A 13,491-nucleotide genomic window follows, 5' to 3' on the forward strand; every position below is an offset into this window, starting at 1 on the left:
TCTTGATGATCCTGCATCCCGACTGCGAGGCGTATCTGGAAGCGGTGGAGCGCTGGCGGGAAAAGACGAGCATCCAGTCCTGGGCCGATATCGGGGCGGACCGCGCCAAGGCGGTGTTCAGCGAGCTGAAGCTGTCGCGGATGCCGAAGCTGCCGGAGATGGATCTCGTCGAGGACTACGAGATCGAGGGCCGGGCCGGGCCGCGCCGGGTGCGCATCCTGCGGCCGAAGGGGGCGGGGACGCGCCCGCTGCCGGTGGCGCTGTACTTCCATGGCGGCGGCTATGTGCTGGGCGGCATCGAGGAGAGCGAGGACGAGGCCAGGCGGATCGCGGCCAACACCCCGGCGCTGGTGATCTCGGCCAGCTACCGCCTCGGCCCCGACCATCCGTTCCCGGCGGCGATCGACGACGCCTATGACGCGCTGCTCTGGGCCGCGCATCACGCCGCGTCCTTCGGCGGCGACCCGCGCCGGCTGATGGTCGGCGGCACCAGCGCCGGCGCCGGCCTGGCCGCCGCGATCAGCCGGTTGGCGGCGACCGAGAACGGGCCGCGCATCGCCCTGACCTATCTGCTGTGCCCCTGGCTCGACCTGACCATGAGCCAGCATTCGGTGCTGGATTACGGCGACGGCTACGGGCTGGACCGTGTCGACCTGGAATGGTTCCGGCAATGCTATCTCGGCCCGGACGAGGCGCCGGACCATCCGCTGGCGTCGCCGATCCTGCATCCGGTGCCGCCGCGGCTGCCGAAGACCTTCGTGCTGGCGGCGGAATGCGACCCGCTGCGCGACGAGGCGCGGGTCTATGCCCGGATGCTGAAGGAGGCGAAGGTGCCGGTGACCTATGTCATGGCGCCGGGCATGGTCCATGCCTTCAATGCCCTGATCCACCTGATCCCCGGCGGCCTGCCGCAGATCGCCGCGATCGACGAGGCGCTGCGGGGCGTCTGACGCTCAGCCCCGCCCGCGGCAGGTGAAGACGGCGACTTCGGTCCGGGGACCGGCCGGATCGGAGCCGGCCTGCCTGTCCCGGACTTCGATCCGTTCGAAACAGCCGGCCAGCTTGTCACGGACCGTGTCCTCCTCCAGCGCGATCTCGTGGATGGTCTCGGCCAGGAGCTCGTAGTGGTCCGGCGAGGCCGGCGTGAAGATGCGGATGTGCATGTCGACGGCGATCGGTCCGGGGCGATCGCGCCGCGCGACCTCCATGATGTAGTGGTCCCGGCCGCTCGTGTGATAGCGCGCCGGGGCGCCGGCCAGCCGCTCCAGCTTGGCCGGCATGTTGAGCTCGAGCACGAAGAGCCCGTTCGGCCGCAGGTGCTGCGCGGCCCGCCGGAAGACGAGATCCCAGTCATCGGCCTCCGGGACCTGGTTCAGCGAGTTGAAGAGCAGCAGGATGACGTCGTAGGATCGGCCGGTCTCGAAGGACCTCATATCGGCCTGGATAAGTGTCGCGTCAGGCAGCTTCCTGCGGGCCTCGTCGATCATCGCCGCCGACCTGTCGAGGCCGGTCAGGCGGAAATTCTCTCGAAACGAGAGGAGCATCTCGCCAGTGCCGCAGGCGAGCTCGAGCAGATCGCCCTGCATGGTGCCGTTGCGGTCCAGGATCTCTGCCAGATAGTGCCGATCCGCGGTGCGGTCGCCGATGGCGCTGTCGTAGCGGCGTGCGATCGCGTCATAGGGCGCGCTGGTCAAGGGACTGTCCTCCGCCTTTCATGATCATCACCCGGACTGGACGCCTGCCGGAGGGTACTGCCCTGCGGACAGGCATTGCGGTTGCCTGCGTGTTGGGTAATCTTGTTCCATTCGATCGATCTTTTCTTGCTTCGACGTCACTCCGTCCGGTTCGGCCGAGCGATGCGACTGAGACCCGACTCGCCGATGTTGACCCTCCTGCTGGGAGGGGTTGCGGCATTGCCCTCCTGGGCGATCGACGCCGCGTTGCCGGCCTTTCCGGCGATCGGGCGGGACCTCGCCGCGTCTCCGTCCCAGATCGGCTTTACGATTGCCGCCTTCATGGCCGGGCTCGCTGTCGGCCAGCTGGTCTTCGGGCCCCTGTCCGACCGGCTGGGCCGGCGACCGAGCCTGTTCGCCGGCATCGGGCTGTTCGTCCTCTCGGCCCTGGCCTGCATGCTGGCGCCGGGCGCGACCACGCTGATCGTGTGGCGCCTGTTGAGCGGCATCGGGGCGGCAGCCGGCGTGGCCATTGCCTTCGCCATCATCCGCGATCTCTTCGACGGTGCCCGGGCCCGGGCGAAGCTCGCTTTCGTGAATCTCCTCTTCGGCCTGGTCCCCCTGGTCGCTCCGACCCTGGGCAGCTGGGTCCTGGCCTCCTTCGGATGGCGCTGGATCTTCGGCGCGCTTGTCGTCATCGGTTCCGCACTGGCCCTGATCACCTGGTTCTGTCTCGATGAATCCAAGGCGCCGCGCCGGGCATCGGACCGCGTGGGCATCGTCGGCCTCTACGTCCCGGTCCTGGCCAACCGCGCCTTCGTCGCACGCGTGCTGGTCGACGCCCTGAGCTTCGGCGCCATGTTCACCTTCGTGGCCGGTTCGTCGCTCGTCCTGATGACGGGCTTCGATGTCGGCCCGTCCACCTTCAGCCTCCTGTTCGCCTGCGCCGCGTTCGGGGGCATGATCGGGGCCTGGATCAACGGGCCGCTCGGCCGGCGCGGGGTCGGCGCCGGCGCGATCCTCGATCTGGGCCTTAGCCTGTCCGCGGCCAATGCGGTCCTCCTGGTGGTGCTGTCGATCGCCGGGCTTGCCAGCGTCGCGACGATGATGCCGAGCCTCGTGCTGGCCCTGTTCTGCCGTGGCCTGGTCATGCCGAGCATCGTTCAGGCCGCGTTGGAACCGATGGATGGTCGGGCGGGAGCCGCCTCGGGCGTCCTCGGATGCCTGGAGATCCTCGCCGGAACCGCGGCCAGCGCCCTCGTCTCGCTCCTCTTCGGTTCTCTGGGGGCGGCTAGCATGCCGCTGGCCATGGCGCTGTTCGCCGTCCTGGCGCTTGCTCTCTGGGGTTCCCTGGTTCGTCCAACCCTCCAGCGGTCCGGCTTCGTCCAGGCCGGGCCGCCCGACTCTCAGTAGATCTCGAAGTATTCCTGGTGCTCCCAGTCGGTGACGCTCGCGAGGAAGCGGGCGACCTCGAACTCCTTCAGCGCGACGAGATAGGTGCTCAGATGCCGGCCGAGCGCGGCCTGCAGCAGATCGTCCCGCCGGAACGCATCGATCGCCTCCATCAGGCTGCGGGGCAGGCGGGGCTGCCCGCCCTGGTAGCCCGCGCTCGCCGGCAGGCCGGCATCGAGCCGCCGTTCGATGCCGTCGAGCCCGGCGATGAGCTGCGAGGCGATGTAGAGATAGGGGTTGGCGCAGGGCTCGCCGACCCGGTTCTCGATATGGATCTGGCCGCTTTGCCGCGCGCCGACGATGCGCAGCATGGTGCCGCGGTTCTCATGCCCCCAATTGGCGTGGCATGGCGCGAGGCTGTCGGGCCGATAGCGCTTGTATCCGTTGATCGTGGGCGTGGTCAGGACCGAGGTCCCGGCGGCATGGGACAGCAGCCCCGCGAGATAGCGCATGCCGGTTTCGGACAGCGGCGCTGGCCCGCCGTCACCGGCGAATGCGTTGGCGCCGGTCCGGATGTCCTGGAGCGACTGGTGCAGGTGCCAGCCGCTCGCCAGAGCGTTCGGGATCTTCGGAAGGGTCATGAAGGTGGCGTGGCAGCCGCGGCGGCGGCAGAGCTGCTTGACCGCACCCCGCAGCAGCAGCATCGCGTCCGCCGCGGCGAGCGCCGGCATCGGCTGGAAGGTGATCTCGCACTGTCCAGGGCCCCATTCCGCGTCGAGGCCGGCGAGCGGCAGCCCCATGTCGAGCATGGCGGAGCGGATCGCCGCCAGCACGTCCTCCAGCTCGTCGGTGCGGTTCTCAGACATGTACTGGTAGCCATGCGCGAGATTCGCCACCGCGGGAGGGGCGGGAGGGTTGCCGGACTGCTCCGCACCGAGGCGGGCGTCGACCAGCCTGAAGATGTGGAACTCGACCTCCAGGCCGATGATCGGCTCGAAGCCGGCCTGGTTCAGCCGCGCGATCTGACGCTTGAGGAACTGGCGGGTGCACAGGGGGTCGGGCTGGCCGTCCTGCAGATGCATGTCGCCTAGAACCCAGGCGGTGCCTTCCAGCCAGGGCAGCCTGCGGTAGGTCGAGGGATCCGGCAGCAGCACCACGTCCGGCAGCCCCGATATCCCCGGCAGATCCAGATGGTTGCTGTCGGAGAACGGGTAGAGGATCGGATGGTTGGTCGTGTCGAAGATGGTGAGGCTCGGGAAGTCCTTGCCGGTCTCGACGGAGCTGAGGAACTCCCCGGTCGTCAGGGTCTTGCCGCGGACGATGCCGTGCTGGTCCCCCCAGCCGAGACGAACCTGGCGGATGGCGTGTTCCTGCAAATCACGCTCGAGGCGAGCAAGCGGCGACGCAGAATCATCCTGGTTCCGAGGCATGGTCGACCCTCCGTCCACCCCACGGGCCCGGTCCGGCTGTTATCCACCTATGGGACGGGGCTCCCATTCCGCAGTCTGGCAGATCTCTCCGCGAACGCCAGACCTTCAGTCGGCCTAGCGGATCGTCGTTAGACCAGCCCTCCGCCGCCGATCCTGCGCCGGATGGTGGAGGCAGCCGGCTATCCGTAATCCTGCTCGACCCGGAACCGGGTGCCGACCACGGCGGCGATGCGGATGCGGGTGCCGGCCGGCAGGTCCGGGCCTTCCACGCCCCAGGTCGCGTCGGCGATGCGGATGCGGCCGACGCCGTTGGCGATCGGCTCGCTCAGCGTGACCACCCGGCCGACATACTGCTCGCCGCGGCGGTTCAGCGTCGGCTGGTCGCTGGCCTCGGTGTGCGGCTTCAGCCAGGCACGCCAGGCCACGACGCTGATCACCGACAGCACGGCGAAGATCAGCACCTGGAACTCCCAGCCGATCGACGGGACCAGCCAGGACAGGAGGCCGACGATGCCGGCGGAGATGGCGAGCCACAGGAAGAAGGTGGCGGGCACCATCACCTCGAGGATCAGCAGCACCACGCCGGCGATCCACCACCACCAGAATTCCGGGCCCTGGATCATCATGCCTTCGGTCCCCACGGGCCGCCCTCGGGCGCCGGGGCGCCGGGATCGGCGGGCGGCCGCCGCGGCGGGACGGCCGGCGGCGCCCCGCCGTCCGGCCTCGAGCCGGAGGGGCCGAACGCCTCACGCGCGATCTCGGCGATGCCGCCGATGGCGCCGATCACGTTCGACGCCTCGAGCGGCATGAACAGCACCTTCTGGTTCGGCGCACTGGCGATCGCCTTCAGCGAATCGACATATTTGGTGGCGACGAAGTAGTTGATCGCCTGGACGCTGCCGGACGCGATGGCTTCGCTGACCGCCGTGGTGGCCTTGGCCTCGGCCTCGGCCGAGCGCTCGCGCGCCTCGGCATCGCGGAAGGCCGCCTCGCGCCGGCCCTCGGCCTCCAGGATCGCCGCCTGCTTCATGCCTTCGGCGCGCAGGATCTGCGCCTGCCGGGTGCCTTCGGCCTCCAGGATGGTGGCGCGGCGGTCGCGCTCGGCCTTCATCTGCCGGCCCATGCTGTCGACCAGGTCGCGCGGCGGGGTGATGTCGCGGATCTCGATGCGCGTGACCTTGACGCCCCAGGGTTCGGTGGCGTCGTCCACCACCTTCATCAGCCGGGCATTGATCTGGTCGCGGTTGGACAGCAGCTCGTCCAGGTCCATCGAGCCCATGACCGTGCGGATGTTGGTCATGGTCAGGTTGATGATCGCGGTTTCGAGGTTGCCGACCTCATAGGCCGCCTTCGCCGCGTCCAGCACCTGGTAGAAGATCACGCCGTCGACCGTCACCATGGCGTTGTCCTTGGTGATGATCTCCTGCTGCGGCACCTCCAGCACCGTTTCCATCATCGACAGCTTGGCGCCGATCTGGTCGACGAAGGGGACGATCAGGTTCAGGCCGGGGCGCAGGGTGCGGGTGTAGCGGCCGAACCGCTCCACCGTCCATTCGCGGCCCTGGGGCACCGATTTGACGCCCATGAAGATGACCAGGATCGCCAGGACCAGGATGGCCAGGACGACGATCGCGAACGGGGAAATCGGCATGATGGGCTTCCGTTCCTCTTGGCGCGGCCACAGTGTGCCATAGCGGCCACAGGGCCGGCCGGATTATTTCACCGGAACTTTGTGGCGGAATCTCAGCCGACTTCAGCGGTCAGAGGGCGTCGCGAAACTCGCTCCGGCGAGTCAGCTGGCGTGGTTTTCGAGAACCGGCGCGCAGCGGACGTTCAAGTCCGTGAGCACCGGAAGCGCTGAAAACCGCGTCAGATGGCCGTCGGAGCGAGTTTCGCGATGCCCTCTACGGCTCGAACTGTTCCTTCAGGATTCTCTCCTCCAGCGTCTTGCCGGGGTCGAACAGCAGATTCAGCGACACGGTCCGGTCCTCGGCGATCTCGACCCGGGCGACGTCGCGCACCTCGGTCGAATCGGCGACGGCGCTGACCGGGCGCTTCGGCAGCTCCAGCATGTCGAGCACGATCTTCGCCCGGTGCGGCAGCAGGGCGCCGCGCCAGCGCCGCGGCCGGAACGCGCTGATCGGCGTCAGCGCCAGGATGCCGGCGCCGAGCGGGATGATCGGGCCGTGCGCCGACAGGTTGTAGGCGGTGCTGCCGGCCGGGGTCGACACGATCGCCCCGTCGCAGGTCAGCTCCGGCATGCGCACGATGCCGTCAACCGTGATTCGCAGCTTCGCCGTCTGCCGGGTCTGGCGCAGCACCGACACCTCGTTGATGCCCAGCGCCTCGTGCACCGTGCCGTCGACCGTGGTCGCCCGCATCCGCAGCGGGTGCAGGATCACGGTGCGCGCCGCCGCCACCCGGCCCCCCAGGTCCTCTTCCTGGAAATCGTTCAGCAGGAAGCCGACCGAGCCGCAATTCATGCCGTAGATCGGCCGTTTCCGCTCGACGCAGCGGTGCAGCGTCTCCAGCAGGAAGCCGTCGCCGCCCAGGGCCACGATCACGTCGGCCTGGTCCGGGGAATGCTGCCCCCAACGGGCGACGAGCCGGGCCTGGGCCGCCAGGGCCTCGGCGGTGTCGGCGGCGAGAATCGCCATGCGGGGCGAGGCCGGGGCGGAGGAGGCGGAGGTCATGGCCGGCGACTGTAGCCGAAGGGGAGCCCTGGTCTACCCCGTCCGTGAACACCTGTGAAAGAGCCGTTCACGGTCGTTTCACGGTGGAAGGGAGAGAGTGACGGCGTCATCGACGAAAAAAGCCGAGAAGGAGGTAGGGGATGATGGTCCCGGCTTTGGTGGGAACGTTCGTGACGCTCGCCGTGCTGCTGTCGCGCTGCGGCCTGCATTTCGCGGTGGTGACGGCCGGCACGGCGGTGTCGGGCACGATCCTGATGCTGACGCTGTCGTGAGTCAGCCGCCGGTCACGCTCATGTGCCGCGCCACGGCGGGCTGCATGTGGCGCCGGTCGATGAAGAAGTCGTGCCCCTTGGGCTTGCGCAGGATGGCCTCGCGAATCGCGGCCTCCAGCGCGGCATCGGACCGGTCGCTGCGCAGCGGCGTCCGCAGATCCGCGGCGTCGTCCTGGCCCAGGCACATGTAGAGGGTGCCGGTGCAGGTCAGCCGCACCCGGTTGCAGCTTTCGCAGAAATTATGGGTGAGCGGGGTGATGAAGCCGAGCCTTCCGCCCGTCTCCTCCACCCGGACATAGCGCGCCGGCCCGCCGGTGGCGTAGTCGGTCTCGGTCAGCGTCCAGCGTCGGGCGAGGTCGGCCCGCACCTGCGACAGCGGCAGGTACTGGTCCAGCCGGTCCTCGCCGCCGATGTCGCCCATCGGCATGACCTCGATCAGCGTCAGGTCGTGGCCGTTCTCGCCGCACCAGCGGATCAGCGAATCGAACTCGTCGTCATTGACGCCCTTCAGCGCCACGGCGTTGATCTTGATCTTGATGCCGGCGGCCTTGGCGGCGGCGATGCCGTCCATCACCTTGTCGAACTTGCCCCAGCGGGTGATGGCCAGGAACTTGGCCGGGTCCAGCGTGTCCAGGCTGACATTGATCCGGCGCACGCCGCAGGCGGCCAGGTCCTCGGCATGCCGGGCCAGCTGGCTGCCATTGGTGGTCAGCGTCAGCTCTTCCAGCGCGCCGGTGCCGAGATGCCGCGACAGGCTGCGGATCAGCGTCATCACGTCGCGCCGCACCAGCGGCTCGCCGCCAGTCAGGCGCAGCTTGCCGACGCCGTAGCGCACGAAGGCGCTGCACAGCCGGTCCAGCTCCTCCAGCGTCAGCAGCTCCGCCTTCGGCAGGAAGGTCATCTCCTCCGCCATGCAGTAGACGCAGCGGAAGTCGCAGCGATCGGTCACCGAGACGCGCAGATACTTGATGGCGCGACCGAACGGATCTACCAGCGGGGCGCTGGAAGACGGCGATGGATCGATCTTGGGCGTCGGCAGCTGGATCGTCATATACGGCAATATAGTGCGCCCCCTCGCCGAACGCGATAGGCCGCCCATGGCGGAGCGCGTATGCTTTTCCGCGATGTGGAAAGACAGTGGGGACCGATGATCCACAGGCTGATCGGCGTGCTGCTGCTGGTGGCCGGCGCGTTCATGGTGTTCGGCGCGGTCACCGATGCGTGGGATCGCGAGCAGTGGCGTCAGGATGCGGTCTGGCTCCAGGGCGTGGTGCTGCCGCCCGGGGCCGGGGACCGGTCGACGCCGGCGCTGGCCGCGGCGAAGACCGTGGTGCGCCTGGGCACGCTGCGCGCGATCTACGCCGCCGTCGACACCGGCCTCGCGACGGCCCCGCAGCCGGGCCAGCGCGTGGCCGTCCTGATCGATCCCGACCGGCAGGACCAGGCCGTGCTCAACGATCCCCTGGCGATCTGGGGCAACCAGATGATCGCCGGCGGTGTCGGGGCGATCATGGCGCTCGTCGGACTCGGCATGATGCGCGGCCGGTCCCGCCGCCCGGCGGCGACGGGCGATGCGGCGGCGGCGCTCACCTCCGTGATGCGCCAGGTCGCGGCCCGGCGGGCGGAGGCCCGATCCATATCACGGCCGACGAGGACGCCTCCCGCCCGGTCGCGGGCTGCATCAGGCGCCGTGATCCAGCGCATGCGCGACAGCCCGGTGACCGTGCAACGGGCCGGCGGCCCGGCCGTGACCCGCACCATCGAGCGGCCGAGCGGCATTCTCCCGATCCTGATCTTCGTCGTCGTGGTGCTGGCCCTGGCCGCCTATCTGGTCGCCGGCGCTTAGACTCCGGCCGCCTATTGCTGGGGAAAGGCCCGGCCCTGCAGCCGCAGATGTTCCAGGCGGATCGGCGGCGGCGGCAGGGGCGACAAGGCCAGGACCCGCTGCAGCGCTTGCCGGTCGACGTCCGGCTCCCCCGTCGATTGCGTCACCGTGGCGGAGCTGATGGTGCCGTCCAGCTCGATCGTGACGACGATGGTGAAGGGGGCCACGCCCGGGAGCTTCCCCGTCAGCTGCCAGCGCATGCGGCCGTTCAGCATGGCGCCGTAGTCGGCCAGGCGCTGCGTGAATGCCGCCTCGGAGATCGGCTGCGCTTCGTCCCCGCGCTGCTGGCCGGCGTCCGGCGCCGGCTCGATCGGCGCGGGAATCATCGTTGCGGCGTCGCTGTCGGAGGTCAGGATCTCGAATGGCAGGCCAAACCGTGCCTGTCCGTCGCTGCCGGCCGCCGCGGCCTCCCCGCCGGGCGGCGGCGGGGGCTTGTCGATCTCCGATGGCCTGTCCGCGTCGGCGAGGGGGCTCTGCCCGACGCTGAAGGGCGAAATCCAGCCGGCCTCGGCCGGCCTCGGGGCCACCGCCGGGCCGGCGGCATCCTGCCGTGGTTCGGGCCGACCGGCCGCCCGGGCGGCGTCGATGGATGCCGCGTCGCTGGATGTCACTGCCGGCGCTGGATCGTCCTCGGCCACGGCCCGCGCCGATGGGTCGTCCTGCAGGGGCTGGGCGGGCGGTTCCGTCGGTGGGTCGTCCAGCCGGACGAGATCGACGGAGATCGGCGGCGTCGCGGCGGGAAGGCTGCACCGGTATGGCAGCAGCGCGAGGATGGCAACGGCATGGATGGCCACGGAAGCGGCAAGGGAGAAGCCGCCGATGCGAGGACGCGACACATCGGGCCGATCTTGCCGCTTCACGGATTGCCCCACGCCGGAGATGCATCAATATGGCGCATCCTTCAGCGCAAGGCAGGTCTCCTGGTGAAAGGACTCGATCGGTGATGGCAGCGGACGCCGCGCTCGGCGTGATCCTGGCCGGCGGCCTGGCCCGGCGCATGGGCGGCGGCGACAAGGCGCTGCGGCTGATCGGCGGCGTCACGCTGCTCGACCGGGTGATCGCCCGGGCGGCGCCGCAGGTGTCGGGGCTGTGGCTCAATGCCAATGGCGACCCGGCCCGCTTCGCGCGCTGGGGCCTGCCGGTGGTGCCGGATGACGTGCCCGGCGCGCCGGGGCCGCTGGCCGGAATCCTGGCGGCCCTGGACTGGGCGGCCGCGACCCGGCCGGAGGTCGATTTCGTCGCCAGCTTTCCCTGCGACGCGCCCTTCATCCCGCGCGACCTGGTGGCGCGGCTGGCGGCGGCGCGCCGCGAGGAGGGGGCGCAGATCGCCGTCGCCGCCTCGGGCGGCCGGATCCATCCGGTGGCGGCGCTCTGGCCGGTGGCGCTGCGCCACGACCTGCGACGGGCGCTGGTCGAGGAGGGGATCCGCAAGGTCGAGCGCTGGGCCGGCCGTCATGGCTTTGCCGTCGCCGATTTCGCCGGCGACCCGGTCGATCCGTTCCTCAACGGCAACACGCCGGAGGATCTGCAGGAGGCCGAGCGGCTGCTGGCCGCCCATCCGGAGCTGGCCTGACGGCCGCCGGGCCGCGGCGGCGGCCAGCGCGCGGTGAAGCCGCTAGCGCGCCTCGATGACGAAAGGCGCCGTGATCTGTGTCGCAAACCCCTCGGGGGGTTCAGGGGCGGACAGGCGCCCCAACACCCGCAGCACGTTGTCGTCGACCCCCTCGCTTTGCGACGACGCGACGATCACCGGATTCTCGATCTCGCCATCCGGGTGGAGGATGAAACGGATCGTGATGGTGGTGTTCTGTCGGACCCTGATGCCGGCCCGGTTCAGCCGCGACTGGATGTAGCGCATCAGCTTGTTCTCGTATGCGGCCTTGGCCTGCGAACTCGCCGCGGACGCTGCGGCCGGCGGCGGCGGCTCGGCGCGCGGCGGCGGCAGCGCGGCGGTCTGGGTGGGCGTCTCGACAGGCCGTTCGATCCGGCGCGGCGGCTGGCGCTGCGGGCGCCGCTCGGCCGGCGGCTTCGGCCGGACCGCCGGCGGCGGTACGATCTCCGGCTCCGCGGCCTGGACGGTCTCCGGCACCGCGGCGACCACGGCCTCGGTCTCGCCGGTCGTGGTCACCAGCTCCGGCGGCGGCTCCTCGGGTGCCGCTTCCGGCGGCTGGATCTCCGCCGTCTCGGTCTCCGGCGTCTCGGCCGGCGGGGGCGGCTCCTCGGTCACGGCCTCGACCGGCTGGTCCTGCACCGTGTCGGGCGGCACCGTCTGCACCGGTTCGGGGGGCACCGTCTCGGTCGGCGGGACAGGCTCGGCCTGCGCGGTCTCAACCGGTTCCGTCGCGTCGACCGCCTCCGAGGTCCCGGCGAAGCTGGGCATCTCGATCGCCATCGGCGTCTCGGCCGGCGTCGGTGCCGCCGACCCGGTCAGGCTGGGCAGCAGCGCCCAGACCACGCCGCCGTGAATCAGGGCGGACGCGGCATAGGCGACGCCGCGTCCCGACAGGCGCAGGCGGGTCATGGCGCGGTCGGCGCGGCGCCGGCCCCGGCTGCAGGTGTGGGGCTGCCGGCCGCGGGTGTCACGATGCCCGCGGCCGGCTGCGGCGCCATCCCCTGGGCGATCAGCGACACCTTGGCGAAGCCGGCCTGGCCGACCACGCCCATCGCCTCCATCACCTTGCCATAGGGCACGTCGCGGTCGCCGCGGACATAGACGATGGCGTCCGGGTTGGCCTGGTGCGCCGCCTGCAGCGCCGCCGGCGCCGTCTCCGGCGTCAGCACCTGGCCGTTGTCGATCGACCAGGTGCCGGCCTTGTCGACGGTCAGGATCACCGGCTTCTGCGGCTGGCCGATCTTGGCGGCGCTGGTCTTCGGCAGGTCGACCGGCACGCCGACCATCATCAGTGGCGCCGCGACCATGAAGATGATCAGCAGCACCAGCATGACGTCGACCAGCGGCGTGACGTTGATCTCGGCCAGCGGCGCGTAGTCGTCGCCGTCGCCGCCGGAATCGAGCAGGGCGCCGGCCATTACTCGGCGGCCTCGCGCCGGGCGGCGGCGGCGCGCCGCGTGCCGGACAGGTGCTCGGCCATCTGGCCGATCGCGGTGATGAAGGTCTGGTTGATCCGGCGCAGATCGGTCGAGAACTTGTTGTAGGCCATCACCGCCGGGATCGCGGCGACCAGGCCGACCGCGGTGGCGAACAGCGCCTCGGCGATGCCCGGGGCCACCACCGCCAGGCTGGTGTCCTGCGAGCTGGCGATCGAGGTGAAGCTGTTCATGATGCCCCAGACCGTGCCGAACAGTCCGACGAAGGGCGCGGCGGAACCGATCGTGGCCAGGAACGGCAGGCCCAGCTCGCGCCGGCGCACCACCTCGCCGGCGGCGCGGCGCATGGCGCGCTCGATCCGGTCGCGGCATTCGGCTCGGCTTTCCTCATGGTCGACCGCCCGCCACTGGGCCAGGCCGGCCTCGACGATCGGCTTGGCCGGGTCGGCCGGGATCACGTCGATCTCGTGATCGGTGTCGACGCGGCGGCGCAGCGCGGCGGCGGCGCGGCGCAGCCGGCCGATGGTGAACAGCTTGTCGATGACGATGCCCCAGCATCCGATGGAGGCCAGGACCAGCAGCGCCAGCACGCCCTGGACGATGACGTCCGCCTGCTGCACCAGGGCGATGATCGAGAGATCGTGCGACATCGGGGACCTCCTCAGCGCATCAGGGCGACGGGCAGGCGGGACTTCGTCTCGACCCGGTCGATGCAGTCGGCCACGGCACCGGCCTCGGTGCGGCAGTCGAGTACGTCGTTGACCAGGACCGAGCCGATGGCGTCGCAGGCCAGGCCGGAGATCTCGAAGGCCTTGACGCTGGTCTTGCGGGCCCGCAGCGGCGCCGCGTCGACCGCCAGGCGCTTGCGGATGGCGCCGTCGGTGCCGAAGAAGACGAGGTCCAGCTTGAACGACTGGTAGGCGTCGTCGCCGGTGCCGAACACCATGTTCACGGCGCAGTTCTGGCCGCGCGGCTCGAGCGTGTTGAGCTCCAGGCTGACGCCGTTCGGCGCCGTCCCGGCAGCCAGGGCCGGCGCGGCGGAAAGGGCCAGAAGCAAGGCGGAGAGCGCGGACACTGATTGGCGTCGGCTGGTCATGA

General features: G+C 70.3%; 16 protein-coding genes. 5 read left to right on the forward strand and 11 right to left on the reverse strand.

What is annotated here, in order from left to right; all coding sequences use genetic code 11:
- Nucleotides 1-5: 5 nt before the first annotated feature.
- Nucleotides 6-950 (forward strand): alpha/beta hydrolase, encoded by a 945-nt coding sequence (locus BWR60_RS20730; protein WP_179221865.1) that lies wholly within the window; start codon nucleotides 6-8, stop codon nucleotides 948-950.
- A 3-nt stretch (nucleotides 951-953) separates the two neighbouring features.
- Here the strand turns inward: BWR60_RS20730 and BWR60_RS20735 are convergent, their stop codons facing one another.
- Entirely contained in the window at nucleotides 954-1,694 is a 741-nt protein-coding gene (locus BWR60_RS20735) for a class I SAM-dependent DNA methyltransferase (protein WP_088152916.1), read from the reverse strand.
- Between the two features lie 186 nt (nucleotides 1,695-1,880).
- Here BWR60_RS20735 and BWR60_RS20740 point away from each other — a divergent pair, with 186 nt between their 5' ends.
- Nucleotides 1,881-3,086: a multidrug effflux MFS transporter gene (locus BWR60_RS20740; protein ID WP_179221866.1), complete on the forward strand. Its 1,206-nt coding sequence runs from the start codon at nucleotides 1,881-1,883 to the stop codon at nucleotides 3,084-3,086.
- On the opposite strand, the gene BWR60_RS20745 is transcribed toward BWR60_RS20740, so the two are convergent.
- The 4 genes from BWR60_RS20745 to BWR60_RS20760 form a co-directional block, all read right to left on the reverse strand.
- Nucleotides 3,080-4,441 carry a glutamine synthetase family protein gene (locus tag BWR60_RS20745; RefSeq protein ID WP_218823599.1) on the reverse strand — a complete coding sequence of 454 codons (1,362 nt, stop codon included), beginning with the start codon at nucleotides 4,439-4,441 and terminating at the stop codon, nucleotides 3,080-3,082. The two genes, BWR60_RS20740 and BWR60_RS20745, sit on opposite strands and share 7 nt — an antisense overlap.
- Before the next feature lie 233 nt (nucleotides 4,442-4,674).
- Complete coding sequence (locus BWR60_RS20750; RefSeq protein WP_218823600.1) at nucleotides 4,675-5,121, reverse strand: NfeD family protein; 447 nt, start codon at nucleotides 5,119-5,121, stop codon at nucleotides 4,675-4,677.
- Nucleotides 5,118-6,146 carry an SPFH domain-containing protein gene (locus BWR60_RS20755; protein WP_088152919.1) on the reverse strand — a complete coding sequence of 343 codons (1,029 nt, stop codon included), beginning with the start codon at nucleotides 6,144-6,146 and terminating at the stop codon, nucleotides 5,118-5,120. Before BWR60_RS20755 ends, BWR60_RS20750 begins: the two co-directional genes overlap by 4 nt.
- A 253-nt stretch (nucleotides 6,147-6,399) precedes the next feature.
- Entirely contained in the window at nucleotides 6,400-7,152 is a 753-nt protein-coding gene (locus BWR60_RS20760; RefSeq protein WP_088152920.1) for an NAD kinase, read from the reverse strand.
- Nucleotides 7,153-7,328: 176 nt separating this feature from the next.
- Here BWR60_RS20760 and BWR60_RS38710 point away from each other — a divergent pair, with 176 nt between their 5' ends.
- A complete protein-coding gene (locus BWR60_RS38710) occupies nucleotides 7,329-7,460 on the forward strand; it encodes a hypothetical protein (protein ID WP_275542394.1) in 132 nt (43 codons plus the stop codon).
- Nucleotide 7,461: 1 nt separating this feature from the next.
- Here the strand turns inward: BWR60_RS38710 and moaA are convergent, their stop codons facing one another.
- The gene (moaA, locus tag BWR60_RS20765; protein WP_088152921.1) at nucleotides 7,462-8,511 is read right to left on the reverse strand and encodes a GTP 3',8-cyclase MoaA; all 1,050 of its coding nucleotides are present in this window, start codon (nucleotides 8,509-8,511) and stop codon (nucleotides 7,462-7,464) included.
- A gap of 96 nt (nucleotides 8,512-8,607) precedes the next feature.
- On the opposite strand from moaA, the gene BWR60_RS20770 reads away from it, so the two are divergent.
- On the forward strand, nucleotides 8,608-9,306 hold the full coding sequence (locus BWR60_RS20770) for a DUF3592 domain-containing protein (RefSeq protein ID WP_088152922.1): 699 nt from the start codon (nucleotides 8,608-8,610) through the stop codon (nucleotides 9,304-9,306).
- 11 nt (nucleotides 9,307-9,317) lie between these two features.
- Here the strand turns inward: BWR60_RS20770 and BWR60_RS20775 are convergent, their stop codons facing one another.
- On the reverse strand, nucleotides 9,318-10,205 hold the full coding sequence (locus BWR60_RS20775; protein ID WP_144445682.1) for a TonB family protein: 888 nt from the start codon (nucleotides 10,203-10,205) through the stop codon (nucleotides 9,318-9,320).
- Between the two features lie 83 nt (nucleotides 10,206-10,288).
- Here BWR60_RS20775 and mobA point away from each other — a divergent pair, with 83 nt between their 5' ends.
- A complete protein-coding gene (gene mobA / locus BWR60_RS20780) occupies nucleotides 10,289-10,918 on the forward strand; it encodes a molybdenum cofactor guanylyltransferase MobA (protein WP_088152924.1) in 630 nt (209 codons plus the stop codon).
- A gap of 42 nt (nucleotides 10,919-10,960) precedes the next feature.
- On the opposite strand, the gene BWR60_RS20785 is transcribed toward mobA, so the two are convergent.
- From BWR60_RS20785 to BWR60_RS20800, 4 genes are read right to left on the reverse strand one after another with little or no spacing between them, the layout of a single operon-like run.
- On the reverse strand, nucleotides 10,961-11,866 hold the full coding sequence (locus BWR60_RS20785) for a TonB family protein (RefSeq protein ID WP_088152925.1): 906 nt from the start codon (nucleotides 11,864-11,866) through the stop codon (nucleotides 10,961-10,963).
- Nucleotides 11,863-12,375 (reverse strand): ExbD/TolR family protein, encoded by a 513-nt coding sequence (locus tag BWR60_RS20790; RefSeq protein ID WP_088152926.1) that lies wholly within the window; start codon nucleotides 12,373-12,375, stop codon nucleotides 11,863-11,865. Before BWR60_RS20790 ends, BWR60_RS20785 begins: the two co-directional genes overlap by 4 nt.
- Nucleotides 12,375-13,043, reverse strand: coding sequence for a MotA/TolQ/ExbB proton channel family protein (locus BWR60_RS20795; RefSeq protein WP_088152927.1), 669 nt, complete (start codon nucleotides 13,041-13,043; stop codon nucleotides 12,375-12,377). Before BWR60_RS20795 ends, BWR60_RS20790 begins: the two co-directional genes overlap by 1 nt.
- An 11-nt stretch (nucleotides 13,044-13,054) precedes the next feature.
- Nucleotides 13,055-13,489 carry a hypothetical protein gene (locus tag BWR60_RS20800; protein WP_034848719.1) on the reverse strand — a complete coding sequence of 145 codons (435 nt, stop codon included), beginning with the start codon at nucleotides 13,487-13,489 and terminating at the stop codon, nucleotides 13,055-13,057.
- Nucleotides 13,490-13,491 lie beyond the last annotated feature (2 nt).

The organism is Inquilinus limosus (assembly GCF_002195995.1).
Lineage (GTDB): Bacteria > Pseudomonadota > Alphaproteobacteria > DSM-16000 > Inquilinaceae > Inquilinus > Inquilinus limosus_C.